24 protein-coding genes are annotated in these 24,016 nt (G+C 65.8%); 17 read left to right on the forward strand and 7 right to left on the reverse strand.

Annotated features, from left to right (window positions below):
- Positions 1 to 49: 49 nt before the first annotated feature.
- The 4 genes from ACIQLF_RS02735 (at position 50) to ACIQLF_RS02750 (ending at position 2,785) form a co-directional block, all read left to right on the forward strand.
- Positions 50 to 373, forward strand: a complete 324-nt coding sequence (locus ACIQLF_RS02735; RefSeq protein ID WP_400294061.1) for a putative quinol monooxygenase — start codon at positions 50 to 52, stop codon at positions 371 to 373.
- Positions 374 to 697: 324 nt separating this feature from the next.
- A complete protein-coding gene (locus ACIQLF_RS02740) occupies positions 698 to 883 on the forward strand; it encodes a hypothetical protein (RefSeq protein ID WP_400294063.1) in 186 nt (61 codons plus the stop codon).
- A 70-nt stretch (positions 884 to 953) separates the two neighbouring features.
- Positions 954 to 1,595 (forward strand): dihydrofolate reductase family protein, encoded by a 642-nt coding sequence (locus ACIQLF_RS02745; RefSeq protein ID WP_400294065.1) that lies wholly within the window; start codon positions 954 to 956, stop codon positions 1,593 to 1,595.
- Positions 1,596 to 1,687: 92 nt separating this feature from the next.
- Complete coding sequence (locus ACIQLF_RS02750) at positions 1,688 to 2,785, forward strand: pyridoxal-phosphate-dependent aminotransferase family protein (protein WP_400294067.1); 1,098 nt, start codon at positions 1,688 to 1,690, stop codon at positions 2,783 to 2,785.
- Between the two features lie 63 nt (positions 2,786 to 2,848).
- Here ACIQLF_RS02750 and ACIQLF_RS02755 read toward each other — a convergent pair whose 3' ends face one another.
- On the reverse strand, positions 2,849 to 3,238 hold the full coding sequence (locus ACIQLF_RS02755; protein WP_400294069.1) for a hypothetical protein: 390 nt from the start codon (positions 3,236 to 3,238) through the stop codon (positions 2,849 to 2,851).
- Positions 3,235 to 3,855, reverse strand: a complete 621-nt coding sequence (locus ACIQLF_RS02760) for a nucleotidyltransferase domain-containing protein (protein WP_400294071.1) — start codon at positions 3,853 to 3,855, stop codon at positions 3,235 to 3,237. The genes ACIQLF_RS02755 and ACIQLF_RS02760 overlap by 4 nt, the downstream gene beginning before the upstream one ends.
- Before the next feature lie 468 nt (positions 3,856 to 4,323).
- Here ACIQLF_RS02760 and ACIQLF_RS02765 point away from each other — a divergent pair, with 468 nt between their 5' ends.
- From ACIQLF_RS02765 to ACIQLF_RS02795, 7 genes are all read left to right on the forward strand, one after another.
- Positions 4,324 to 5,772, forward strand: coding sequence for an APC family permease (locus ACIQLF_RS02765; protein WP_400294073.1), 1,449 nt, complete (start codon positions 4,324 to 4,326; stop codon positions 5,770 to 5,772).
- A gap of 48 nt (positions 5,773 to 5,820) precedes the next feature.
- On the forward strand, positions 5,821 to 7,071 hold the full coding sequence (locus ACIQLF_RS02770) for an acyl-CoA dehydrogenase family protein (RefSeq protein WP_400294075.1): 1,251 nt from the start codon (positions 5,821 to 5,823) through the stop codon (positions 7,069 to 7,071).
- A 174-nt stretch (positions 7,072 to 7,245) separates the two neighbouring features.
- Positions 7,246 to 7,596 (forward strand): ArsR/SmtB family transcription factor, encoded by a 351-nt coding sequence (locus tag ACIQLF_RS02775; protein WP_400294077.1) that lies wholly within the window; start codon positions 7,246 to 7,248, stop codon positions 7,594 to 7,596.
- Positions 7,593 to 8,090, forward strand: a complete 498-nt coding sequence (locus ACIQLF_RS02780) for an SRPBCC domain-containing protein (protein WP_400294079.1) — start codon at positions 7,593 to 7,595, stop codon at positions 8,088 to 8,090. The genes ACIQLF_RS02775 and ACIQLF_RS02780 overlap by 4 nt, the downstream gene beginning before the upstream one ends.
- A gap of 173 nt (positions 8,091 to 8,263) precedes the next feature.
- Positions 8,264 to 9,421 (forward strand): outer membrane lipoprotein carrier protein LolA, encoded by a 1,158-nt coding sequence (locus ACIQLF_RS02785; RefSeq protein ID WP_400294081.1) that lies wholly within the window; start codon positions 8,264 to 8,266, stop codon positions 9,419 to 9,421.
- A complete protein-coding gene (locus ACIQLF_RS02790; RefSeq protein WP_400294083.1) occupies positions 9,418 to 10,389 on the forward strand; it encodes an ABC transporter ATP-binding protein in 972 nt (323 codons plus the stop codon). Before ACIQLF_RS02785 ends, ACIQLF_RS02790 begins: the two co-directional genes overlap by 4 nt.
- Before the next feature lie 7 nt (positions 10,390 to 10,396).
- The gene (locus ACIQLF_RS02795; RefSeq protein WP_400294085.1) at positions 10,397 to 11,194 is read left to right on the forward strand and encodes an ABC transporter permease; all 798 of its coding nucleotides are present in this window, start codon (positions 10,397 to 10,399) and stop codon (positions 11,192 to 11,194) included.
- Positions 11,195 to 11,246: 52 nt separating this feature from the next.
- Here ACIQLF_RS02795 and ACIQLF_RS02800 read toward each other — a convergent pair whose 3' ends face one another.
- The 3 genes from ACIQLF_RS02800 to ACIQLF_RS02810 form a co-directional block, all read right to left on the reverse strand.
- The gene (locus ACIQLF_RS02800; protein ID WP_400294087.1) at positions 11,247 to 11,525 is read right to left on the reverse strand and encodes a hypothetical protein; all 279 of its coding nucleotides are present in this window, start codon (positions 11,523 to 11,525) and stop codon (positions 11,247 to 11,249) included.
- A gap of 299 nt (positions 11,526 to 11,824) precedes the next feature.
- Positions 11,825 to 12,664 carry an aldo/keto reductase gene (locus ACIQLF_RS02805; RefSeq protein ID WP_400294089.1) on the reverse strand — a complete coding sequence of 280 codons (840 nt, stop codon included), beginning with the start codon at positions 12,662 to 12,664 and terminating at the stop codon, positions 11,825 to 11,827.
- A gap of 43 nt (positions 12,665 to 12,707) precedes the next feature.
- Positions 12,708 to 13,901, reverse strand: a complete 1,194-nt coding sequence (locus ACIQLF_RS02810) for an MFS transporter (protein ID WP_400294091.1) — start codon at positions 13,899 to 13,901, stop codon at positions 12,708 to 12,710.
- A 156-nt stretch (positions 13,902 to 14,057) separates the two neighbouring features.
- On the opposite strand from ACIQLF_RS02810, the gene ACIQLF_RS02815 reads away from it, so the two are divergent.
- From ACIQLF_RS02815 to ACIQLF_RS02835, 5 genes are all read left to right on the forward strand, one after another.
- Entirely contained in the window at positions 14,058 to 14,504 is a 447-nt protein-coding gene (locus tag ACIQLF_RS02815; protein ID WP_400294093.1) for a MarR family winged helix-turn-helix transcriptional regulator, read from the forward strand.
- Between the two features lie 263 nt (positions 14,505 to 14,767).
- Positions 14,768 to 16,015, forward strand: coding sequence for an acyl-CoA dehydrogenase family protein (locus tag ACIQLF_RS02820; RefSeq protein WP_400294095.1), 1,248 nt, complete (start codon positions 14,768 to 14,770; stop codon positions 16,013 to 16,015).
- 348 nt (positions 16,016 to 16,363) lie between these two features.
- Positions 16,364 to 17,410, forward strand: a complete 1,047-nt coding sequence (locus tag ACIQLF_RS02825; protein ID WP_400294097.1) for an MBL fold metallo-hydrolase — start codon at positions 16,364 to 16,366, stop codon at positions 17,408 to 17,410.
- Positions 17,407 to 18,747 carry an MFS transporter gene (locus tag ACIQLF_RS02830; protein WP_400294099.1) on the forward strand — a complete coding sequence of 447 codons (1,341 nt, stop codon included), beginning with the start codon at positions 17,407 to 17,409 and terminating at the stop codon, positions 18,745 to 18,747. The genes ACIQLF_RS02825 and ACIQLF_RS02830 overlap by 4 nt, the downstream gene beginning before the upstream one ends.
- A gap of 416 nt (positions 18,748 to 19,163) precedes the next feature.
- On the forward strand, positions 19,164 to 20,591 hold the full coding sequence (locus ACIQLF_RS02835; RefSeq protein ID WP_400294101.1) for an amino acid permease: 1,428 nt from the start codon (positions 19,164 to 19,166) through the stop codon (positions 20,589 to 20,591).
- A gap of 227 nt (positions 20,592 to 20,818) precedes the next feature.
- On the opposite strand, the gene ACIQLF_RS02840 is transcribed toward ACIQLF_RS02835, so the two are convergent.
- Both ACIQLF_RS02840 and ACIQLF_RS02845 read right to left on the reverse strand, forming a co-directional pair.
- Positions 20,819 to 21,805, reverse strand: coding sequence for a LysR family transcriptional regulator (locus ACIQLF_RS02840; RefSeq protein ID WP_400294103.1), 987 nt, complete (start codon positions 21,803 to 21,805; stop codon positions 20,819 to 20,821).
- Between the two features lie 27 nt (positions 21,806 to 21,832).
- Entirely contained in the window at positions 21,833 to 22,057 is a 225-nt protein-coding gene (locus ACIQLF_RS02845; protein ID WP_400294105.1) for a hypothetical protein, read from the reverse strand.
- Between the two features lie 463 nt (positions 22,058 to 22,520).
- On the opposite strand from ACIQLF_RS02845, the gene ACIQLF_RS02850 reads away from it, so the two are divergent.
- On the forward strand, positions 22,521 to 23,924 hold the full coding sequence (locus tag ACIQLF_RS02850) for a rhodanese-like domain-containing protein (protein WP_400294107.1): 1,404 nt from the start codon (positions 22,521 to 22,523) through the stop codon (positions 23,922 to 23,924).
- Positions 23,925 to 24,016: the final 92 nt, after the last annotated feature.

Genomic DNA, 24,016 nt, shown 5'->3' on the forward strand with positions numbered 1-24,016 from the left:
CCGATAGAAGACCTTTTTGCCGGCACCGCCGGTTGCCTAGCATGGGAGCATGTACTTCATCGTCGTAAAATTCCAGACCAAGCCCGATTACACCGAACAGTTCATGGACCTTGTGGGTCCATTCACAGCCGGCACCCGCCAGGAGCCGGGAAACCTGTGGTTTGACTGGTCCCGCAGCGTGGAGGACCCGGCCGAGTTCATCCTCGTCGAGGCCTTCCTTGATGACGAAGCTGCCGGAACCCACGTCAACAGCGACCACTTCAAGGCCGGCTTGGACGCCATGCGCCCGGCCCTGGTGGCCACCCCGAAAATCGTTTCCCGCAAGGTGGATGGCGATGCCTGGGGCGAAATGGGCGAGCTGCAGATCGGCTGAATCCCCAGGGAATGCCGCTGATCCGGTTCCCCCCACGGGTATCCGGATCAACGGGTGATTTCTTGGCGTCTCGAGGGGCGCATCACGGTAGTCCGGCTCAGTTGTTTCGAGCCGGACTACCGCGCTATTTGGGCCGCATCGTGTAGTCGGGCGGGGGAGCCGTTGCCTCAGCGAGGCGCGATATCCCCGGCGAGACACCCATGGATTCCCCCGGGAGAATCTGTCGCGCGGGGAGGTCGGCCAACCTGTTGCCAAACAACCCGTCCGGTGCAACGGTTGAGATGTCCGGGAGTACCTTGCCCGGGATCGACTTTGGAGGGCGTCATGGGCAACCACCACCATGAAGACGAACGCTACAAGAAGTACTACGACCGGCCGCCGCACGGAGAAGTTCCGGCCGACGAACGGGTGCGCCAGGCCAAGGACGGCGGTACCGAACCCGTCCAGGACGGCACGGGGATTCCGGAACCGGTCCCGGAGCCGGCAGGTGGCGAACCCGGGAACCGGTAAACCCTGGCCACACCCGATCCTGCGCGGCCGCGACGGGCCAGCGCGCCACCTCGTTGAAAGGCTGTTGGCCATGCGGAAACTGCCGGTGTTGCGGAAACTGACGGTGCTGAACAACCTGACCCTGGACGGGGTCATGCAGGGGCCAGGACGCCCGGACGAGGACACCCGCAACAGGTTCGACCACGGCGGCTGGGCCCAGGCCTACACGGACTCGGTGCTGGGGGAGTATCTGGGCCGCGGAATGGGCACCGCCCACGAACTGGTGCTGGGCCGCCGCACCTGGGAAGATTTTGCCTCCTTCTGGCCGACGCAGGAGGACAACCCGTTTACCGACCTGCTGAACACGCTCACCAAACACGTGGCATCGCGCACGCTCCACGAGCCACTGGCGTGGGCCAACTCCAAGCTGCTGCCCGGGGACGCGGTCGATGCCGTCGCCGCGCTGCGCGGGCAACCGGGACCCGACCTGCTGTGCATGGGCAGCGGCAACCTGCTGCGCTCGCTCATGGCCGCGAGGCTGGTGGACGAGTACACGCTGCTGATCCACCCGCTGGTGCTCGGAACGGGCCGCAGGTTCTTCGCCGACGGGCTGCCGCGCGCGGAGCTGGATCTCGTAGAAGCCATCACCACCACCACGGGCGTGATCATCGCGGTGTACAGGCCGCGGGATCGCGCCGGCTGGCAGGCGGATCGCGGTCCGGCACAGGGGTAAAAAGATTTCCCTCGGTGCCGACCCGCCCCCGGCGTAGTGTGGGTGATGACGAGTTCCGAGATCCAGTCAGAACAGACAGAAAGGGTTTTGCGATGACCCAGATTGTTCCCGTCCGCCACCTCTTCGGCCCCGGCCCCTGCAACCCCTACCCCGAGGCCACGGCCGCGCTCGGGCTGCCGCTGCTCGGCCACCTGGACCCCGCCTTCATCGCCCGCATGGACCACACCTGCGCGGGGCTGCGCACCCTGTGGGGAACCGCCAACGCGCGCACCCTGCCGCTGAGCGGCACCGGTTCGGCCGGCATGGAGGCGTCGTTCGTGAACACCGTGAAGGCGGGCGATGTCGCGGTCATCGCTGTCAACGGACTCTTTGGCGAGCGCATGTGCGAGGTTGCCTCGCGCGCCGGCGCCGAGGTGGTCCGCGTGGACCACGAATATGGCACCCCCGTGGATGCCCAGCGCGTTGCCGATGCGCACCCGAACCCGACGGTGATCGCAGCCGTGCACGCCGAGACCAGCACGGGCGTCATCTCCGACATCGCGGCGCTCGGAGCCATCAAGGGCGACGCGCTGCTGATCATGGATGCGGTGACCTCCATCGGCGGAATGCCCGTGCTCGCCGACGAATGGGGCGTCGACGTGGCCTACGCCGGAACGCAGAAGTGCATCGGCGTGGCCCCGGGCCTGTCGCCCTTCACCATTTCCGACCGTGCGTTCGAGCGGCGCGTGCAGAAGCCGCAGTCCTGGTACCTGGACCTCGGCCTGCTCGGCGGCTACACCACCGGCGCGCGGGGCGGCGGCCGCACGTACCACCACACGGCGCCCGTTGCGATGGTCGCCTCCCTCGAGGCGGGTATCGACAGGATCCTTGCGGAGGGGTTGGACAACGTCACGGCCCGCCACCAGGCAGCCGGCCAGACGTTGCAGGACGGGCTCGAGGAGATGGGCCTGACGCTCTTCGCCGCCGAGGGCCACCGGCTGCCCCAGCTGACCACCGTGTACGTTCCGGAGGGCATCGACTCTGCAAGGGTCCGCGCCTACCTGTTGGAGCGGTTCAACATCGAGATCGGCGGCGGGGTGGGCAAATACGCTAGCACGGTCTGGCGGATCGGAATGATGGGCCCGAACGCCAACCCGGCCTCCGTCGCGCTGCTGCTCTCTGCGCTGAAGGAAGCAATCGCCAAGGCCTGAGGCGCTGGATCCATGGGTGTGGGTCCCAGGACGTGTTTGGCCCGTCGCCGGCGGCGGGCCAAACTAGCGCTGGTTGAACGCAAGATTTATGAGGGCGGCGGCGGATCGTTCAGCCTGCTGCAGCTGGGTATTGGTCACCGGGTCGTGCCCATACCCCGCCCGTGTTTTCATGCCGAGCAGACGTTTCAAGTGCTTTGCGGCAGCCGGGTCGACGCTGTGCAACAGCATGGCCGCCTCCAAATGGTTTTCGCCCTTGGCATGTTCATGAAGCGCTTGGGCACAGATCGCGTCGGAAGCGGCAATGCCGGCGTGGACCAACAACGTGACCACTGCGTCCGCAACGCCGTGTCCCTCATCGGCGAGGGCCAGTGCATCGTCAGCCACCGCCTTGAACTGGAGTGCCTTTGCCAGGCGTCCGCGACGAACCGATTCGTCGGCCGGCACCGTTTTCATGATGCGGCCCTTTGCCGGCGGAGGGTCCGGCGCAGCCAGTTGGAATCACCCGCGACGGTGATTCCCTCCGAAACGATGGAATCGAAAATGGGGGCCGGCGTGACTTCGGCTGTGCGGTAGACAAGCGGGCGGACATCGTTTCCCGTCCAGCCGTTTACCTGCTCCGCCAGGCCGTAGATCACTTCATCGACGACGTCTTGGTTTGCATCGTCGGGGAAAACGACGAAGATGTCGATGTCGCTGTCAACGTGCATGTCCCCCCGGGCAGCAGAGCCGAAGAGGGTGACTGTGACCGGTTGGATTGGCCATGACTCAACCAAGGTTTCGATCTTTACCAGCAGTCGTTCCTTGGCGTTTGTCATGGCGAGCAGGGGCTCGGCCAGGAGGTGCCGTCGATTCAACGAATACGCATGGGTCTTGCCCAGCACCACTTCGGAAACCAGTCCTTGGGCGACCAAAGGTGCCAACGCCTTGCGGATACCTGTTGGCGATGCCTTTTGCTCAAGAACGTTGTGGATCCGCGTGACAGTGAAGCTGGTGTCGGCGCCGGCCAAGACGGAAAGCACAGATGTGCCGAGGGTGGGGGCTACCGCAGCCAGCGGATGTTGCAGCAACACGGCTGTCCTCCTTCGAGAGGTCGATTCGGGGAGTACCTCTGGGGTGCTGCCGTCAGCGTGGAGACTATAGTGCTTAATCGATAACTTAAGTGTCCGTATGAACACTATAGTCTCCGATTGAGACTTAAGTGCGTGTTCGTGGGTTCCAGGTGAACGCTTCTCGCATGCTGTGCGAGGCCGTGCGCAGAGAAACCAGCGCATCTCGGAATTTTCCATCTTGCTGCCCGGATCGCGGACTGCACGGTCGGCAGAACGCGGTGGGCAACTTTGTGTCGTCGTGTTTCCGTCGGGGCGTGCGGGATGACGCAATGTTGCATCCGGGGAGGTGGAGGGGCCCTTTGGGCGGGTGGCCCGCGTCATGAAACGACGCGGTGGGCAACGCCCTGACATGCGCTCGCCGGCCGCCGCGGCGCGAACTTAATGTGGATCCAATTCCCGTTAAGTGAACTTCCGTTCGGAGCAACCCACATGTCCCAGCAACAGACTCTTGCACCAGTGCCAAGCGCGACGCCGGAGACGGCAACAGCCCGTCCCCGGTTGCGCGGCAACCTCGGCGTCGCCTCCATCGTCTTCATCGTCGTGGCCGCGGCCTCGCCCCTGGGCGTCATCGGCGGCCCCGTCCCGCTGGGCATCGCGTTCGGCAACGGGGCGGGCTTCCCGTTCTCCTTCGTCATCGCCACGGTGGTGCTGTTGCTCTTCTCCGTGGGGTTCACCCAGATGACGCGCTTTGTGCCGACCGCCGGGGCGTTCTACTCCTACGTCAGCAAGGGGCTGGGCCGCGGGTTCGGCCTGGGCGCTGCCTTCGTCGCGCTGCTGGCCTACCTGGCACTCGAGGCAGGTGTCTTCGGGCTCTTCGGCCCCGGGCTGGCCGAACTGGTGAAGTCCTACGGCGGGCCGGACCTGCCGTGGTGGGCCTGGGCCGCGGTCGGCTTTGTCGCCGTGACTGCGCTGGGCTACAGGAACATCGCGCTCTCCGGAAAGCTGCTGGCCGTGCTGCTCATTGCGGAGGTGGCGATCGTCCTGGTGCTCGACGCGGTGGTCATCTTCTCCGGCGGCGGACCCGAGGGCTTCGCCACGGGAATCGTGACGCCTTCCGAAATCGTCTCCGGCGCACCGGGCATGGGCATCCTCTTTGCCATCCTGAGCTTCGTGGGCTTCGAGGCCACAGCAGTGTTCCGCGACGAGGCCAAGGACCCGGACCGCACCATTCCGAAGGCCACGTACATCTCGCTGATCTCCATCGGCGTCTTCTACACCGTCTCCAGCTGGGTGCTGATCAGCGCCAACGGCGAGAGCGGCATCGTCGCCAACGCCACCGAGAACCCGGGCACCATCCTGCAGACCACCACGCAGGCCTACCTGGGTGCCGCCGGCGGGCACATCGTCCAGCTGCTGTTTGTCACCAGCCTGTTCGCCTGCATCCTCTCCTTCCACAACATCGCCTCCCGCTACCTGTTCCAGCTGGGTGCCCGCGGCGTGCTGCCGGCACCGCTGGGCAGCGCGCACCGGGTCCACGGCGCGCCCTCGGTTGCCTCGCTGGTCGCCTCGGGAACCGTCGCCGTGCTGATCGTTGCAGCCGCGGTGCTGGGCCTGGATCCGATCGGGCAGTTCTACACGTGGCTCGGCGGGATTTCCTCGGTCGGCATCGTCCTGTTGCTGGCGCTGACCTCCGTTGCCGTGCTGGTGTTCTTCGGGCGCAAGGAACGCGGCGGTGCCCTGTGGCCGCGACGGATCGCACCGGCCCTCGGTCTGGTCGGACTCCTGGCCTTCCTCGCCATCATCCTGGTGAACCTGCCGGCGCTGGTGGGGGAAAGCGGCTACGGGCCGTTCTCAGTCGGTGTGCTGGTGCTGCTGGCCGCGGCCCTGCTTGCCGGCCCCGTCGTCGCCACCCGCCGGCGCGCCGTCGTCCTTGACTAGCACCCCGCTGCGTCCGCCCTTCAACCACAATTCGTTTCAGGAGAACCCATGAGCACCGTTCTTTCAGCCGAGACCCTGTCCGCGGCGCCCCTTTCATCAGCGAACCTCTGGTCCGGCCATGCCGACAACCGGGAACTTGACCACTGGAGCGTGGTGGCACAAACCGTTGCCGACGAGCTGGCCAAGGGCGCGCTGGAGCGTGACCACCGAGGCACGGATCCGCTGGAGGCGCTCGAGCTGCTGCGCGAACACGGATTGGCCGGGCTCGTGGTCCCCGCCGTTTACGGAGGTGCCGGGGCGCACTGGGAAACCGCGTTCCGCGTCATCCGGATCCTGGCGCGGGCAGATGCCTCGGTGGCGCAGATCCTCGGGTACCACTACCTGAATTCCTCCTGCCTTGCGTTCTACGGTGCGGGCCGCGACCAGTCGGCATGGTTCCGGAGGACCGCCGAGCAGAACCAGCTCTGGAGCGACGCGTTGAACCCCGTCGACCCGGACCTTGAACTGCTCGCCGACGGCACCGGATACCGGCTGACCGGACTCAAGCGCTTTGCCACCGGGGCCTCCGCCACCGACGTCATCATCTCCGCGGCCCAGGCCAGCGGTGGCCGGCATGACGGCCGCGTCGTCATCTTCGCCGTGGAACGCGGACGCGAAGGCATCGGGTTCCCGGGCGACTGGGACCACCTGGGACAGCGGGCCTCGGCCAGCGGCTCGGTGCGTTTCGACGCGGTGCGGGTGGAGGAAGCGGACGTAGTGGGCTTCGACGACGGCACCGCGTTCTCCACGGTGGTGACCCCGGGAGTCCAGCTGCTCTTCGGAAACATCTACCTGGCCGCCGCCGAGGGCGCGCTGGAACAAGCCCGGGAACTGACGCTGGCCCGGCGCAACTCCTGGTTCCTCTCCGGGGTGCAGACCTACGCCGAGGACCCGCTGGTGCACCGCACCTACGGCGAACTCGTGGCCCGAACCCAGGCCGTCAAGGCGCTCGCCGACAAGCTGAACCGCCGCTACGACGAGGTCGTCGGACTGGGCGACGCGGTGACCGAGGCGGACCGGGCACGGCTCGAGGTCGAGGTCGCCGGGCTCAAGGTCGTCTCCACGGAGGTGGCGCTCGATGTCACCAGCCGCGTGTTCGAGGTGACGGGCGCCAGCTCCACGAAACGATCGGTGGGGTTGGACCTGTACTGGCGCAACATCCGGACCCACTCGCTTCACGACCCGCTCGACTACAAGAAGACCGAGGTCGGCGCGTACTTCCTCAACGGAACGGTGCAGCCGATTTCGCTCTACACCTAGGCCGTCAACGGTCGATTCGGCCCGTCCCCGCCCTCGGGGACGGGCCGTTGCGCTGTGCGGCGCCGGCGGCGTTCCGCGGGCAGAACCCGGTCAATTTGTGCGCATAGGCACCCGCGAAATTGGGTGCGGAAAACCCCTTGTGCTTGGATTTCCCGCGGAGTAATCTACAACCAAATGGTTGTACATGAACTGAGCGAAACCGAGATCGACCGCATCTTCCAGGCCATGGCGGATGCGACCCGGCGCGACATCATCAAGCAGGCGATGCGGCGCGAACAGTCGGTCTCCGAACTGGCGAAGCACTACCGGATGAGTTTCGCGGCCGTGCAAAAGCACGTCGCGGTGCTGGAGAAAGCCTCGCTGATCACCAAGGAAAGGCGCGGAAGGGAGCAGATCGTGCACGGAAACCCGGAAATGCTGCACCGCGCGGCGCAACTGCTCGATGCCTACGAGGACATCTGGCGGCAGCGCACGAACCGCATCGAAGAAATCCTCCTCGAACCCCGCAAAGGAACGGAATCATGACCGTCATCAGCACGCACAAGGACACCGAAAACCTCACGCTCACCTTCGTCGCCGAATTCGCGGCCGAGGCCGAGCGTGTCTGGCAGGTCTGGGAAGACCCGCGCCAGCTCGAGCGCTGGTGGGGCCCGCCGACCTGGCCCGCCACCTTTGTCAGGCACGAGCTCGTTGCCGGCGGCGAATCGCGCTACTACATGACCGGACCGGAGGGCGAGAAAGCCCGCGGCTGGTGGAAAACAACGGCCGCGGAGGCGCCCAGCACCCTTGAATTCGACGACGGCTTTGCCGGCGATGACGGGGAACCCAGCGGCTTCCTCGGCACCACGCACTGCGTGGTGACACTCGAGGGCACCGGCGATACCACCCGGATGACCACCAAGAGCTCGTTCGAGAGCTTGGAGCAGCTCGAGGAAATGCTCAAGATGGGCATGGAAGAAGGCATGCGCGAGGCCATGGGCCAGATCGATGCGCTTCTGGAGCAGAACGTCGACGCCTAGCGTTCCGACCTGCAGTCCCTGGCGGACGGGAATCGGTTCCCGCCCGCCAGGGACTCTGCATTTTTTGGTGCCTCCGGCCCTGCCGTTTCGGCAAGATTCCGCCAGCCATCGCCATCGGTGCCCCGGCGGCGTACCGTGGAAATACCTATGTACTTGAGTCGGGATTGATGGCCATGAAACCCGTTGCAGTCAAAAAATGGATACCCGCAGTGGCGGTGCCGGCGCTCATCGCGGCGGCCGCCGTTGGGGCCGCGGCTTCAGCCAATGCGGAGCTGAAGCTGGATCCAAAGTCGCCGCAGGAAATCCTGCAGATGATCGCGAACTCCAAGGACACCGATTTTTCCGGAAACCTCAAGGCAACGGTCGATCTGGGCGTCCCGCAACTGCCCGACCCCGGTGAATTCGGCCCTTCCGACACGGGACCATCCAACGACACAGACCCGTCCGACACCAGGGATTTCGATGCCGCCAAGCTGGCACAAATGCTGTCCATGGTCTCCGGAACCCACGAGGCACGCGTCTATGTGGACAAGCCCGACAAAGTCCGGTTGCAGGTCATGGACGGCATGGACGAGCAGGACATCATCCGCAACGGCCCCGAGCTGTGGCACTACGACTCGGCAACAAACACCGTCGACAAGGCCACGGTGCCCGAAATGCCGGACGACGCCAATCACCATTTCGGAAACGACGACAACGCCGAGTCCATGACGCCGGGCGAGCTTGCCGACAAGTTCCTGTCCGCCATCGACCCGAGCACCATGGTGGAGGTCAAGGAGGACGTGCAGATAGCGGGCCGCGATGCCTACAGCCTCGAACTGACCCCGCGCACCGAAGACACGCTGGTTGCCGGCGTGAGCATCGACGTCGATGCGGAGACCGGAGTGCCCCTGGGCATCACCGTCGACGCGGTGGGCCAGGACGACCCCGCCATCTCGGTGGAGTTCACCTCCTTCACCCCGGAAACACCCGATGCCGCCAGGTTCGACTTCACCCCGCCGGAAGGTGCAACGGTCCGCGAACACGACATGTCCGAACACATGATGGACCAGGACATGATGCACCAAGACATGAAGATGGACGGCATGCACGGAAACGGCGACAAGCCGCAGACGGTGGGAACCGGCTGGGAGACCGTGGCGCTGTTCGACGAGGACCAGATGCCGGCCGGGCTGATGGACTCCAAGGTGCTGGACCAACTGTCCACCCCCGTCGCGGGCGGCCGCCTGCTGCACAGCTCGCTCTTGAACATCCTGATCACCGATGACGGGCGGGTGCTCGTCGGCTCGGTTCCCGAGGCCAGGCTGCAGGCCGTGGCCGACGAACAGTGAGCGGCCAGCCGCTCGACGGGGCGCTGGCCATCCAGACGTTCGGGTTGGGCAAGAGCTTCGGCAAGCGCCGGGCCGTCAACGACCTTGACCTCGAGGTGCCGCACGGATCGGTCTTCGGGTTCCTGGGTCCCAACGGCTCGGGAAAGACCACGACCATCCGGATGCTGCTCGGGCTGGCCACGCCCAGCAGCGGAAGCATCAACCTGCTCTCCCGGCCCATGCCCGCGGCCGCATCGCACGTGCTTCCCCGGGTCGGGGCCCTGGTCGAGGGTCCGGCCTTCCACCCATTCCTTTCCGGGCGGGCCAACCTGGTCCGCATGGATTGCGCCGACACCACCTCCGACCCGGCGAGCCGGGCCAGGCGCGTGGAAGCGGCGCTGGAGAAGGTCGGCCTGGGCAAGGCCGCCAAACTGGCCGTGCACGCGTACTCGCTGGGCATGAAACAACGCCTGGGCATCGCCAACGCGCTGTTGCGCGAGCGGGAATTGCTGGTGCTCGACGAACCGACCAACGGCCTTGACCCGCAGGGGACCCGCGAGGTGCGGCACCTGATCGGTGGACTCGCGCAGGAAGGGACGACGGTCTTCGTCTCCAGCCACCTGCTCAGCGAAATCGAGCAGATGTGCACGCACGTGGCGGTGATGAGCACCGGAAACCTGCTGGCCCAGGGGACGCTGGCGCAGTTGCGGGCCGGCGGACGGAGCCGGCTGACGCTGCGCACCCCGGATGCCGGGCCGGCCCTGGGCGTGCTGGCCCGGCTGGGGATCGACGCGCTGCCGGACCCCGACACGGGAGGGTCCGACCAGATGCTGAGGTCCGGGCTGAATTCGGGGGCACCGGCGGCCGAACGGATCGTTCAGGAACTGGTTTCGGCGGGCGTGCGCGTGCGCGGTTTCGCCGTGGAACCGGCCAGCCTTGAGGAACGCTTTGTCGCGTTGACGGGGGAGGGGTTCGACCTTGCACAGTAGCGGATTGATGCGCTCGGAACTTGCGCTGCTCTTCAGGCGCCGCCGCACCTGGGCGATGCTGCTGGCGCTGGCGGCGGTTCCGGTGCTCATCGCCGTCGCCGTCAGGCTCACCTCCGGCCCGCCGTCGGGCCGCGGGCCGGCCTTCCTTGACCGGGTGGCGGGCAACGGGTTGTTCGTGGCAGTCACCGGTTTGCTGGTGTGCATCCCGTTGTTCCTGCCGCTGACGGTTTCGGTGGTCGCCGGGGACACGATCGCCGGGGAAGCCGGGGCCGGGACGCTGCGCTACCTGCTTGCCGCACCCGTCTCGCGCGGGCGCCTGCTGCTGGTGAAATACGCGGCGGCGGTGGTCTTCTGCCTGGCCGCGGCGCTCATGGTGGCCCTGTGCGGGGTGCTGGTCGGGTGGCTGCTTTTCCCCGTCGGGCCGGTGACGCTGCTGTCGGGGGACACCATCGGGACGGCCGGCGCCCTGCTGCGGTTGGGGTACATCGCCGCCTACGCGGCACTGTCGCTGCTCGGTCTGGCGGCCATCGGCCTGTTTGTTTCCACGTTGACCGACGTGCCCGTCGGGGCCATGGCCGCCACGGCGGTGCTCGCCGTCACCGCGCAGATCCTCAACCAGTTGCCGCAACTGGACTGGCTGCACCCGTGGCTTTTCCCGCACTACTGGCTGGGCTTCGCGGACCTGTTGCGCGAACCGGTCCTGTGGACGTCGTTCGGCGACAACGCCCTGCTGCAGGGCGGCTACATCCTGGTGTTCGGCGCGCTGGCTTGGGGCAGGTTTGCCGGCAAGGACGTCCTGTCCTGAGCCGGCGCAGAGGTTTGGGGGGCGATGCGCCGCTGACGGCGGCGCATCGTCGTTACTTCTTGGACTTCTCGGACATACCGGGGCGCACCGGCACGAATTCTACGACCTTGTTGCGGGCCAGCGGCTTGCCCTTGTTGCGGTCGAAGCCCTTCGCGTCCAGCTCGTTGGCCAGGCGGTAGGCGGCGTTGGCCTCGGCGCGCAGTTCGTTCAGGCGCTGCCCGGTGAACTCCTCCTGCGTCCCGTCGGTGAAGATGACGTTGATGCGCACGGTCTTGGGGTAGATGGCGCGCATGCGGATGTTGCCGTCGGAGTCCTGCTGGAGATTCATCATGTGGTGTTCGCCTTCGTGAGTGTGGGAGTACAGTCTTTCGCATTTTTCCACCGGATACATCTTGGGCCCGGATGACCGATGCACGGATCCGGTCCAACCTGCCGTGTGGGGATCCGGTTGGTCAGAGCAGATCGAGCGTCTGGCGCAGCAATTCATCGTGCTGCCGCAGGCCGAAACGTTAGGACATGCCGTCCGTGTGGATTCCACGATAGAACACCGATTCGGGATGCGCGTTAACACGCGCGGGGCCCGGCCATGCGACCGGGCCCCGCGCATGAAGCGGCGTGATCCGTTTTCGGTTAGCCGTTGAAGGTGCCGGGGAACGGACCGGTGCGTCCATCGCGTTCGAGCGCGTCGATTGCCCTCATTTCCTCGCCGCTGAGCTCGAACCCGAAGACGTCGAAGTTCGAGGCCATGCGAGAGGCCGTGACGGACTTGGGGATCACCACGTTGCCGCTTTGCAGGTGCCAGCGAATGACGACCTGGGCCGGGGTTACGCCGTGCGCGGCGGCGGCGTCGAGAACTGCGGGTTCGGTCAACGCTGCTCCCTGGGCCAGCGGGCTCCATGCCTCGGTGGCGATGCCGTGGGCAAGGTTCACAGCTGCGGTTTCGTGGTTTTGCAGCAGCGGGTGAAGTTCCACCTGGTTCACCGCGGGAATGGTTCCGCCCAGGGCAACGATCCGTTCAAGATGCTCGGGGAGGAAGTTGGAGACGCCGATCGCGCGGGTCAAACCCTCGGCCATCAGCTCCTCGAGTACCTGCCACGATTCGAGGTAGGCGTCGGTATCGGTGCCGGGCCAGTGGATGAGGTAGAGATCCACGTAGTCGAGTCCGAGCTTCTCGAGGCTGGCGAGCAGGGCGGTGCGGGTTTTTTCGCGGCCCAGGTCCGCCAGCCACAGCTTGGTCGTGATGAACAGTTCGTCGCGGGCGATGCCGGATTCGGCGAGGGCGCGTCCGACGCCGGCTTCGTTTCCGTAAATCGCGGCCGTATCGATGCTGCGGTATCCGGTTTCCAGGGCGGTCGTGACCGCGGCGGTGGTTTCATCGTCGGAAACCTGGAAGACCCCGAAGCCCAGCTGCGGCATGGCGACCCCGTTGTTGAGCGTGATGTTCGGGACGGTGATGGATGTGGTGTTCATTCTTGGGTTCCTTAGTTAGACGTGGTGAGGGGAGCGCGGGTGGCTACCGGACGGGGGCGGGGGAAAGCGCCGGCTCGTGGTGTTTTGCGAATTCGCCGCCGCGAACGCGCACCGCAACGAGCAGCACCAGCAGTCCGGCAACGGTGATTGCGGCACCGGCCCAGAGCGGCGAGGTGTAGCCGAGCCCTGCGGCAATGGTCAGGCCGCCGACCCATGCGCCAAGCGCGTTGCCGATGTTGAAGGCCGCGATGTTGGCGCCCGAGGCGAGGGTCGGCGCATGCGCCGCGTGGTTCATGATGCGCATTTGCATCCCCGGCACCGTGGCAAAGCCGACACCGCCCATGAGCACCAGCGCGATGATGGTGGCGATCTGGTTTTGCGCGGTGAGCGCGAATCCGACCAGGACGACAGTGAGAACCACCAGCAAGGCAATGAGCGTCTTGGGCAGGTTCCTGTCGGCGGCGCGGCCGCCGAGGATGTTGCCGACGAACAGCCCGACGCCGAAGAGGATCAACAGCCACGGCACGGTGCTCGGGGCGAAGCCGCCGACGCCCGTGAGCGTGAAGGCGATGTAGGTGAATGCGCCGAACATGCCGCCGTAGCCCAGGATCGTCACGAGCATCGACAGCCAGACCTGCGGGCTGCGGAAGATCGAGAACTCACCAAAGACGCCTGCGTTGGAGGATCGGGCGAGGTTGCCCGGTACCAGCAGCATGATGCCAACCAGTGCGATGACGCCAATGGCCGTGATGGCCCAGAATGTCGCACGCCACCCGGCGGCCTGGCCGAGCATCGTTCCAAGTGGCACGCCGAGCACGTTGGCGATGGTGAGTCCAGCAAACATGAACGCGATGGCGCCGGCACGCTTGGTGGCCGGCACCAGGTCTGCGGCGACAACCGAGCCGATGCCGAAGAACGCGCCGTGGCACAGCGCTGCGATGATGCGCCCGAGCATGACCAACTCGTAGCTTGGGCCGGTGGCCGAGAGCAGGTTGCCGATGATGAACAGCACCATCAGGAACAGCAGGGACTTCTTGCGGTCGTACCTGCCAAGCACGGCAGTGAAGATGATGGCGCCGATGGCAACGGCGAGGGCGTATCCGGAGATGAGGTAGCCCGCAACGGTCTCGGTCACGCCGAAATCGGCTGCGACCTCGGGCAGCAAGCCCATGATGACGAACTCGGTGAGACCGATGCCGAAGCCGCCAAGGGCGAGGGCATAAAGAGCAACTGGCATGAAAACCTTCTGTGCGAATTGGGGGTACGGATGCAGTGGCGTACCGGCCGGATACGTTCGTTGCGTGTGCAACTACTGCGTAAGCAATGATTGCACGCGCGGCATATCGGCGCAAGGTGGTAGTCTTGTGGTGTAGAGAACAGAGGAGTTTCGCCCATGGGAATCAAGGACGATGCGGTACAGATTCGTGCGCAGGGCTGGCGAACGCTTGCCGCGCTGCACAACCTCATCGAGGGTGAACTCGAGCGCGCACTGCAGGCCAAGCACGGCCTGTCGGTTGTTGAATTCACGGTGCTGGACGCGCTGGGCCGGCAGGATGGCTGGCACATGCGCATGGCGCAGCTTGCCCGTGCAGCCGCACTTTCCAGCAGCGCCATTACCCGGCTGGTCACGCGGCTCGAGGACCGTGGCCTGCTTACCCGCATCCTCTGCATGGACGACCGCCGCGGCATCTACACCGAACTAACGGCGGCAGGCGAGAAGCTGCTGAACGAGGCACATCCAACCCATGACACGGTATTGCGCGAGGCGCTGGAAAATGCCGCCCGGGTGCCCGAGCTCCAGGACCTGGTCACGGCCGTCGCGCCGCGCGACGAAAACTGACAGCCAAGGTTTCTGCATAGTCCAAAGGTTGTGGGTAGTTGATCCCCGGCATTGCAGGCTCCACCTATTTCCTTGGTGTGCCAAGCGTGCACTTCCGTGACGGAAAAAGACCTCGCGTGACACTCCCGGCCCTCGCAAACAGTCGCATGTGACACTTCGAGACCCCCTGATTCCCCACGTGAAGCGGGTTATTTACAGCGATGCCGCCGGTTCCTAGAGTCGAACTTATTCGTTCGCACCTCGCCCGGAAGGAACCGCCAATCATGACCAGCACCGACCTTGAAGCATCGCCACGGACCCGACTCGAGCAACTCAAGGAACGCTTCGCACCGCTGTTTTCCGACATCGCTGCGGGCGCCTCCGAGCGCGACACCACCCGGAGCCTGCCGCACGAACCGATCAGGGCCCTTGCCGCCGCCGGATTCGGTGCAGTGCGGGTGCCCGAATCCCACGGCGGTGCCGGTGCCACCCTGCCCGAACTCTTTGCCCTGCTGACATCTCTGGCCGCCGCAGACCCGAACATCGCCCAGGCGTTGCGCGGGCACTTTGCGTTTGTGGAGGACCGGCTGGTCGCCGACGAGGGCCCCGAACGAGACGTCTGGCTGGACCGCTTTGCGGCGGGGGAGCTCGTCGGAAATTCCTGGACCGAGATCGGGACCGTTGCCCTGGGCGAGGTCAACACCAAGGTGGCCCCGGACGGCCGCGGCGGTTTCACCGTGACCGGAACCAAGTACTACTCCACCGGCAGCATCTTCGCCGACTGGATCGACACCTATGCCGAGCGCACCGACACCGGGCAGCGGGTCATTGCCGTCGTCAAGGCCCGCCAGCCGGGAGTGTCACTGGGGGACGACTGGGACGGGTTCGGTCAGCGCACCACCGGCACCGGCACCGCGACCTTTGCCGGGGCGGCGGTGGAGCCGGCGAACCTGATCGACTTCGAGACCCGCTTCAAGTACCAGACCGCGTTCTACCAGGGCGTGCTGCTCGCGGTGCTCGCCGGGAGCGCCCGCGCCGCGGAACGCGACTTCGCCGCCGAACTTGGAGCCCGCAAGCGCACTTTCAGCCACGGGGCCGCTGCGCAGGCCAGCGAGGATCCGCAGCTGCTGCAGGTCATCGGCGAGGTCTCGGCCGTCGCGTTCGTGTCGGCCGCCACCGTCGCTTCCGCGGCCGAGGCGCTGGAGGGCGCATATCGGGCGGCGCTGGCCGTGCGTGCGGGTGAGCTGGGCGTTGAGGAAGAAGAAGCGGCGAACGACGCCGCCGAGCTCGCCTCCGCGCAGGCGCAGGTCGCCCTGACCCCATTGGTGACCAACTCGCTGTCGCATGCGTTCGACGCCCTGGCAGCCTCCGCAACCAGCACCGCAAAGAACCTGGACAGGCATTGGCGCAATGCGCGCACCGCCGGAAACCACAACCCCTGGGTGTTCAAGGCCCGGCTGGTCGGTGAAAACGCCGTGCACGGCTGGGCATTGCCGCGGGTCTGGGCCATCGGGGCCTCCAAGGCGGGCTAAGTCTGCGGGTAGTTCATGGCTTGAGGGCGGGCGCGCAATGGCGTGTCCGCCCACGAGCGTTGGCGGTGCTTTGCGGTCCGTCCGGTTTTGCGGTGGCGCGCACGGCCGTCCGAGACCAGTTGGCCGGGAAGTAAGTTCGGTGGAGCCTGTGCATGACTCAGGTGCCTCGGTGTTTCGGATCCAAGCCCGCACCCGTAGCACTCTCGGCCGTAATCCGCCGCGCGGATTCAATCCAACATAAGAAAAACCGATTAAGAAGGAAGATAAAAACAGTTTTACGAATGTAACGCCGGACACCATCCTTGTCTTAGAAGACCTACCCGTTTCTGAGGCTAAGGAGCCGTTCGCGTGCACAGCACATCCCTGAAACCCCACGTCGTCACGCTGGGAACCGCCGGCGGTCCGCGCTGGTGGACCGGCGAAAATGCCGGCAAGCGTGCGGGCATTTCCACGGCGGTCGTCGTTGGCGATGCCGTGTACCTGGTGGATGCCGGAACGGGCGTGGGAAACCAGCTCATGAAGGCGGGTTTCAGCACCGCTAACCTGCGCGGGATCTTCCTCACCCACCTGCACTCGGACCACACCATCGATCTGGCCTCGCTGGCCATCTTCGGGCTGTTCACCCTCACCCCGGGCCAGGCGCCCGTCCACATCATCGGCCCCGGCGACCGCGGCATCCTGCCGCCGGCATCCCCGCGCGCCGCGGAGCCGCCGACCCCGCTCTACCCGGCCAACCCGACCCCTGGCACGGCCGACATGTTCAGCCACCTCATGCAGGCGTACGCAACGGACCTGAACGACCGGGTGATCGACGCGCTGCGCCCTTCGCCGCTGGACCACTTCATCGCCTCGGACATCCAGATCCCGCAGGGAACCGGCTACCACGCGAACGAGAACCCGACCCCGGAGAACGTCGCCCCTTTCGAGATCTACCGCGACGAGCTGGTCACCGTGACGGCCACCCTGGTCAAGCACCCGCCGATCGCCCCGGCCTTCGCCTTCCGCTTCGACACCGCCGAGGGATCGGTGACCATTTCCGGCGACACCGCCCCGTGCGAGAACCTGGTCACGCTGGCACGCGACACCGACCTGCTGCTGCACGAGGCCATCGACTTCGACTGGGTCGAGCGCGCCTACGGCCACATCGGCACCGAGGCGGCACAGGCCTCCATGGACCACCACCGGCTCTCCCACACTTCCGCGCAACAGGCCATCGAACTGGCCGAACGCGCCGGGGCCCGCACGCTGGCCCTGCACCACCTGGTTCCCGGAACCACACCCGTCTCGGTCTGGCGCTCCCACGCCGCCGACTTCTCCGGCACCTTCGTGGTCCCGGACGACTTGCAAGTGATCTCCTTCGCCACCGAACCAGCAGAAATGGTAGTCTCCCGATGACACACAGCCCGGCTATCGATAAGGCCACCGAGAAGTTGGACATCCCGTCGCTGAACTCGCCGCAGATGCGGCGCATCCTGGCCTCGTCGTTCATCGGCAGCGCGATCGAGTTCTACGACTTCATCCTCTACGCCACGGCCGCCTCCCTGGTCTTCAACAAGGTGTTCTTCGTGAACCTGGAGCCGTCGGTGGCGATCTTCGCCTCCTTCGCCACGCTTGCGGTCGGCTACCTTGCCCGCCCGCTGGGCGGCATCGTCTTCGGCCACTTCGGCGACAAGCTCGGGCGCAAGGGCGTGCTGATCACCTCCATGGTGATGATGGGCGTTGCCTCCACCATCATCGGGCTGCTGCCGCCGACCGCGCAGGTGGGCATGATCGCCCCGATCGCGCTGATCTTCCTGCGCATCGTGCAGGGCCTGGCCGTGGGCGGCGAATGGGGCGGGGCCATGCTGATGGCGCTGGAACATGCGCCGAAGGAGCGCCGCGGATTCGCCGCGAGCTTCGCGAACATGGGTGGTCCGGCCGGTGCCGTCATGGCCACGCTGGCCGTTTCCGCAGTGTCGACGCTACCCAACGACCAGTTCCTGGCCTGGGGCTGGCGCATCCCGTTCATCGCCAGCCTGGGCCTGGTGGCCATCGGCCTGGTCATCCGCCTGAAGGTCTCCGAATCCCCGCTCTTCCTGGCCCTTGAAAACAAGGCCGAGGAGAAGAAGATCCCGCTGATGCAGGTGCTGACCAAGTACCCGAAGTCGGTCCTCATGGGAACCCTGGTGGGCATGAGCTCCTACACCGTGCAGGGAATCATGACCGTCTGGGCCATCTCCTACGTGGTGGAGGCCGGCGGCATGGACCGCACCTCGGTGCTGAACATCAAGGCCTTGGGCGCCGCGCTGACCGTGGTGTTCGTCTGGATCGCCGCACGCTACTCGGACCGCATCGGGCGCCGTCCGGTGATGATGGTCGGCATCCTTGCCGGCGCGGTGCTGGCGTTGCCGATCATGTGGATGCTGCAGATGGGCGAGCTCTGGCTCTTCGCGATCGCGCTGTTCCTGGCAAACGGACTGGTCCAGGGCGTCATCTTCGGACCCTTCGGCGCCTTCACCGCGGAGCTGTTCCCTACCCGCATCCGCTACACGGGCGCCTCGCTGGTCTACCAGCTTTCCTCGACCCTCGGTGCGGGTTTCACGCCGATGATCGTCACCGGCCTGGTGCTGCTCGGCGGCGGGTCCCTGTGGATCGCAGGCGCCGGGTGGGCGGTTGTCTTCGTGATCGCGGCGCTGGCGATGCGCGGCGTGAAGGAAGGCAAGGACGCCGACCTGAGCGCCGAAAAGATGTAGCTCCCCGGAGCTTTGCAGGGATGGTCTGTTTCGCCGGAAACAGACCATCCCTTCTTTGCGTTCGGCCCCGATCCGTTCGAAGAAAAAGACGATGCCGCGCGGGCACCTGTCTTCCTGGCGTTTTTGCCGAGGGGCTTCTTCTGGCGGCTCCAGGCGCAGGGCCGTGGCCCCGGCCACGTATGATCCCAATCACTGGCGTGTGGTGCCCGCGACACCTTGACGGGGTGCCGCAGCGCCCGGAAACTGGCATTTTTTTCGGTTCCCCCCGGGCATTTCCCGGTGCACCCCAGGCTCAAACATGCATTGCCCGGAGGGGTATTGTCTCCAAGGGCGCATCTCGCCTATGCACCAGAGCACATTTCTGGCTGGCGGCCGAGGCGCCCAAACATCCCTGGCAAGACCCCGGAAAGTTTCACATGGCTATTAGCACTACTTCGACGGCAACGGAGCCGTCCGTACAAGGTGACGAAGGCAGCAAGCTGCGCTCGCGGCACGTCACCATGATCACCCTTGGTGGCATCATCGGCGCCAGCCTCTTTGTTGGTTCGGGCAACGTCATTCGTTCAGTCGGCCCCGCAGCCGTCATTTCCTACCTCGTCGGCGGCCTCCTGGTCTTCCTGGCGATGCGCATGCTCGGCGAGATGGCCGCAGCACGCCCGACCGTCGGCTCGTTCATGGAATACGCGCGCCAGGGTCTCGGCAACTGGGCCGCATACCTTGTCGGCTGGCTGTACTGGTACTTCTGGGTCGGCGTGCTGGCCTATGAATCGGTGCTCGGCGGCAAGATGCTCAATGGTTGGTTCCCCGAGCTTCCGTCGTGGCTGTTCTCCGCTTGCCTGTTGGTCCTCTTCATTTGCACCAACATCATCTCGGTGCGCACCTTCGGCGAGGTCGAGTTCTGGCTGGCCAGCATCAAGGTCGTCGCTATCGTCGTCTTCCTTGGCGTCGGCGTGCTCTTCGCGTTGGGCATGTGGCCGAACTCCACCCCCTCCCTCGAGAACCTGTGGCAGCATGGTGGATTCGCCCCGAACGGCGTGTGGATCTCCATCACCGGCGTGGCCGTCGTGATCTTCTCCTACTTCGGCACCGAGATCGCTGTCATGGCCGCCGCGGAGTCCGAGGATCCCGCCAAGGGCATCCGCCAGGCCAGCAGCACCATCATCTGGCGCATCCTGCTGTTCTTCGTCGGAGCAGTGCTGGTGATCGTGACCATCGTGCCGTGGAACCAGCTGCCCGATCCGGCCGAGATCGCCCCGTTCACCTACGTGTTCTCGCTCTTTGGCCTGCCTGGCGCCGAACTGGTGATGAGCCTGATCATCTTCACCGCAGTCTGCTCGGTGCTGAACTCCGGCCTGTATTCCGCTTCGCGCATGTTTGCGGCTTTGGCCGACCAGGGCTTCGCCCCGAAGATCATGACCAAGCGTTCAAAGAACGGCGTGCCGCTGGCCGCATTGATCGCCTCGACGGTCGGCGGCTTCATTGCGACCATCGTGAACTTCGCGTTGCCCGACTCGGGCATCTTCGACTTCATCATGAACTCCGCCGGCCTGGTGGCGCTGTTTGTCTACGTCTTCATCGCCGTGACCCAGATGCGCCTGCGCTCGCGCATGTCGCCCGAGGAAGTTGCCGGGTTGAAGCTGAAGATGTGGCTCTTCCCCTGGTTGAACTACCTGCTGATTGCCGGCGTGGCCGGTGTCCTGGCCATCATGTTGACCACCGAATCCGGCCGGACCCAGGTGTGGACCAGCTTGCTGGCCACCGGTGTATTGGTTGCCTTCTGGCCCGTGGTCCGCAAGAAGCTTGCGGCCCGCGACCGCGAGGCAGCCACGTCCTCCGCTTCCTGACCTGAAGCTGCGTTGGACAGAAATCCCGAGCCGGCCCTCGAAGGGTGGACTCGGTAGGTAGACGTCCAAGTTGCGAGTGCCTGGGCCCGATATTCCATCGGGTCCAGGCACTCGCTGCGTTAACGGGATGTCTTCTTTGCTCGGCGGTCAATGAGCCAATTCGACGCTTGTGAAACTCCCCGGAAGTATGGACCTGAATTATTCATTCCGGCTTCCGGGGGAGGAATTCAGAAACCACCCGTCGCTTCCTCGCGTTCGGCCCCGATCCGTTCGCAGAACTCGATGAAGGCGCGCAGGCGCAGACTGGGCCGGTCCGAGGCCGTGTAGGCGACGCAGATGTCGCTGCGGCCCACGGGACCGTCGATTTCCAGCATCGCCAGCGGCAATCCGTCGTAGCTCATGTTCACCGGCGGGCGTTGGACCAGCACCGTGTAGCCCAGCCCGCGGGCCACCATGCCGCGCACCGCCTCGAAGTTCGAGCTGCTCCAGGCGATCTTGGGATCAAGGCCGGACATGCGCAGGTTCACCAGCTGGTTGTCTTGCACCGAGGGGATGTCCAGGGAAACGAAGTCCTCGTCGGCCAGTTCCGCCAGCCGAATGCTGCCCCTGTCGGCGAGCGGATGGCCTGCGGCAAGCAGCACGTAGGGCCGCCCGGCCATCACCGGGGCGTGCTTCACCTGTGGCAGCAGGTGCCTGGTGTGGGTAAGCACCGCATCGAGGTAGCCCTCAAGCATCCGCTCCTGCAGGACGACCCCGTCACCCTCGATGATCCGCACCTCGAGTCCGGGGTTCGGCTTGGTGAACTGCTCGCAGATCACCGGCAGCCAGAACGCCGAGAGGCCCGTGTAGCAGCCGATGACCAGCGGGCCGGCCAGGGTGCTTTGGCGTTCCCCGATGTGACCCTGGACCTCCTCGGCATGGCGAACCAGGTCCTTGGCGTCGCGCAGGAAATGGGCGCCCACCGCGGTGAGTACCACCCCTCGGGCCCGGTGTCGGACCAGCAGCTGCGACCCCACGATGCGTTCGAGTTCGTTGATGGCCTGCGACATCGCTGCCTGGGAAATGTGGCATGCGGCTGCGGCGCCGGAAATGGATTCGGCGTCGGCCACGGCGATGAAGTACTGCAATTGCTTGAGGGTGTAGTTGACCACCCCTTCAGCGTAGGGGATGCGGCGCGGGAAGCGCCGAACGGAGACGCCGGTTTGACGCGGCACGAGGCGCTGCCGAACTCGACGGCTGGCTCACGGGCGCACGAAATTCCGCGGGGCGGCCTGGATGCCGCCCATGATCGAGGGAACATCGGCACCGGCGGCAGCCTTTTGCCGGGCGGTCGTGACCGCGGCGAGGCCTTCCTTGCCCGGTGTGTGGGGCTTCTCGTCGTCGCCCCGATGAAGGTTGCGGCCGGGCTGGAGGAGAGACGCCAAGGCGACTGTGGAGATCTCGTTGCATCCGGCGGATGATGGCACTAGGCTCCCGAGTCCCGTTGCGGCAGGTCTTGGGTGCACTTGGTGGAGACGTGCGGAAGGTGGGTGATTTTTATACCCCCTAGGGTATATGGGATACTCGAGATTGATGGAGGATCAAGCTTCCTCCGATGTCTAGGTATCCGATCCAAGGAGCAAACACATGTGCCGCGCAGTCAAATGCCGCAATTGCCAAAAGACGACCTGGGCCGGCTGTGGCCAGCACGTCAAGCAGGTCATGGCGCACGTACCGCGCACCGAGCGTTGCTCGTGCGACCCGAATGCGCCAAAGCCCGCGAAGGAATCCGGTGGCTGGTTCGCCCGCCTCTTTGGTCGCTGAGCTGGCGATCATCGGGCGGGAACCCAAGTGATCGCCCGCATGAAAGCCAACGATTGGTGAACTTGCCGGGATGTTCCGTCGGGGACGTGCCGTCGGTGAAGAAAACAACGACCTGAAGGAGCCGGAATGCTTCTGGAACGTATTTACGACGAAGACCTTGCGCAGGCCAGCTACCTCATTGGCTGCCAGGCCAAGGGCGAGGCCATCGTGGTGGACGCGCGCCGCGACATCCGGGTGTACCAGGACCTCGCCGCGAAAAACGGCATGAAGATCGTCGCCGTCACCGAGACGCACATCCACGCCGACTACCTCTCGGGCACCCGGGAACTGGCCGCGGCCACCGGCGCCGAGATCCACGTCTCGGGCGAGGGTGGAAAGGACTGGCAGTACGGGTTCGAGGCAGAACGCCTCTTCGACCGGTCCACCATCAGGTTGGGCAACATCACCGTCACCGCCCTGCACACCCCCGGACACACCCCCGAACACCTCTCCTTCCTGGTCACCGACGGCGCCTTCAGCCACGAGCCCGGTTTCCTGCTCTCGGGCGACTTCGTGTTCTCCGGAGACCTGGGACGCCCGGACCTGCTCGACGAGGCGGCCGGCGGCACCGACACCCGCTTTGCCGGGGCGCACGATTTGTTCGTGTCACTGAAGGAAAAGTTCCTGGCCCTGCCGGACTACGTGCAGGTCTACCCGGGCCACGGCGCGGGCAGTGCCTGCGGCAAGGCGCTGGGCGCGATCCCGTCCTCCACGGTCGGGTACGAGCGCAACTTCGCCTGGTGGGGCCCCTACCTCGCGGCAAACGACGAGGCCGGCTTCGTCGAGGCACTGCTCGACGGGCAGCCTGACGCCCACGCCTACTTCGGCCGCATGAAGCGCGAAAACCGCCAGGGCCCGGCCGTCATGGGCCGGCGTGCGCCACTGGCCGAGCTGGCCATCAGGGACGTCGCCGCGGCTCTGGCCGCCAATGAGATCGGCATCGTGGATACCCGCCACCACACCCTGGTCCACGAGGGCACCGTCGCCGGGGCCCTGAACATTCCTGCCGGCAACAAGGCGGCAAGCTACGGCGCGTGGGCCGTGGACCCGGAAACCGACCAGCGCCCGCTGGCGCTCCTGGCCCCGGACAGCGAGAGCGCCACCGAGATGTGGGACCACCTCATCCGGGTGGGCATCGACAAGGTCGCCGGCTACGTCACGTCCCTGGACGGGCTGCCGAGCTACGTCCCGGAAACCCTGGCCCCCGCCGACCTGGCCAGGTTCGATGCCGCCCTGCTGCTGGACGTACGCAACAAGACCGAGCACACCGCCGGACACGTCCCCGGCTCCGTCCAGCTCAGCGCCGGGCGGGTGCTCTGGCACACCGACCGGCTTCCGGCAGACGGCGTGATCGTCAGCTACTGCCAGACCGGGGTGCGCAACTCCGTGGCCGCTTCCGCGCTGCGCCGTGCCGGGTTCGACGTCGTCGAGCTCGAGGGCAGCTACACGGCCTGGGAAGCCTGGACCACCCGGAAAGGCCAAATCGCCTAATCGGGGCCCTCACGCCGGATCGGCTTCAGCGGACTCACGGGTTGGCCATGACACTTGTCATGGCCAACCCGTGAGTTTTTGTTCTTCTGCTT

Source organism: Paeniglutamicibacter sp. NPDC091659 (assembly GCF_044756805.1).
In the GTDB taxonomy this organism is placed as follows: domain Bacteria; phylum Actinomycetota; class Actinomycetes; order Actinomycetales; family Micrococcaceae; genus Paeniglutamicibacter.

Excerpts from the sequence above, each read along its gene's own strand:
- ACIQLF_RS02735 (WP_400294061.1), top strand. The coding sequence starts at position 50 with ATGTACTTCATCGTCGTAAAATTCCAGACCAAGCCCGATTACACCGAA.
- ACIQLF_RS02740 (WP_400294063.1), top strand. The coding sequence starts at position 698 with ATGGGCAACCACCACCATGAAGACGAACGCTACAAGAAGTACTACGAC.
- ACIQLF_RS02745 (WP_400294065.1), top strand. The coding sequence starts at position 954 with ATGCGGAAACTGCCGGTGTTGCGGAAACTGACGGTGCTGAACAACCTG.
- ACIQLF_RS02750 (WP_400294067.1), top strand. The coding sequence starts at position 1,688 with ATGACCCAGATTGTTCCCGTCCGCCACCTCTTCGGCCCCGGCCCCTGC.
- ACIQLF_RS02755 (WP_400294069.1), bottom strand. The coding sequence starts at position 3,238 with ATGAAAACGGTGCCGGCCGACGAATCGGTTCGTCGCGGACGCCTGGCA.
- ACIQLF_RS02765 (WP_400294073.1), top strand. The coding sequence starts at position 4,324 with ATGTCCCAGCAACAGACTCTTGCACCAGTGCCAAGCGCGACGCCGGAG.
- ACIQLF_RS02770 (WP_400294075.1), top strand. The coding sequence starts at position 5,821 with ATGAGCACCGTTCTTTCAGCCGAGACCCTGTCCGCGGCGCCCCTTTCA.
- ACIQLF_RS02775 (WP_400294077.1), top strand. The coding sequence starts at position 7,246 with ATGGTTGTACATGAACTGAGCGAAACCGAGATCGACCGCATCTTCCAG.
- ACIQLF_RS02780 (WP_400294079.1), top strand. The coding sequence starts at position 7,593 with ATGACCGTCATCAGCACGCACAAGGACACCGAAAACCTCACGCTCACC.
- ACIQLF_RS02785 (WP_400294081.1), top strand. The coding sequence starts at position 8,264 with ATGAAACCCGTTGCAGTCAAAAAATGGATACCCGCAGTGGCGGTGCCG.
- ACIQLF_RS02795 (WP_400294085.1), top strand. The coding sequence starts at position 10,397 with ATGCGCTCGGAACTTGCGCTGCTCTTCAGGCGCCGCCGCACCTGGGCG.
- ACIQLF_RS02800 (WP_400294087.1), bottom strand. The coding sequence starts at position 11,525 with ATGATGAATCTCCAGCAGGACTCCGACGGCAACATCCGCATGCGCGCC.
- ACIQLF_RS02805 (WP_400294089.1), bottom strand. The coding sequence starts at position 12,664 with ATGAACACCACATCCATCACCGTCCCGAACATCACGCTCAACAACGGG.
- ACIQLF_RS02810 (WP_400294091.1), bottom strand. The coding sequence starts at position 13,901 with ATGCCAGTTGCTCTTTATGCCCTCGCCCTTGGCGGCTTCGGCATCGGT.
- ACIQLF_RS02815 (WP_400294093.1), top strand. The coding sequence starts at position 14,058 with ATGGGAATCAAGGACGATGCGGTACAGATTCGTGCGCAGGGCTGGCGA.
- ACIQLF_RS02820 (WP_400294095.1), top strand. The coding sequence starts at position 14,768 with ATGACCAGCACCGACCTTGAAGCATCGCCACGGACCCGACTCGAGCAA.
- ACIQLF_RS02830 (WP_400294099.1), top strand. The coding sequence starts at position 17,407 with ATGACACACAGCCCGGCTATCGATAAGGCCACCGAGAAGTTGGACATC.
- ACIQLF_RS02835 (WP_400294101.1), top strand. The coding sequence starts at position 19,164 with ATGGCTATTAGCACTACTTCGACGGCAACGGAGCCGTCCGTACAAGGT.
- ACIQLF_RS02850 (WP_400294107.1), top strand. The coding sequence starts at position 22,521 with ATGCTTCTGGAACGTATTTACGACGAAGACCTTGCGCAGGCCAGCTAC.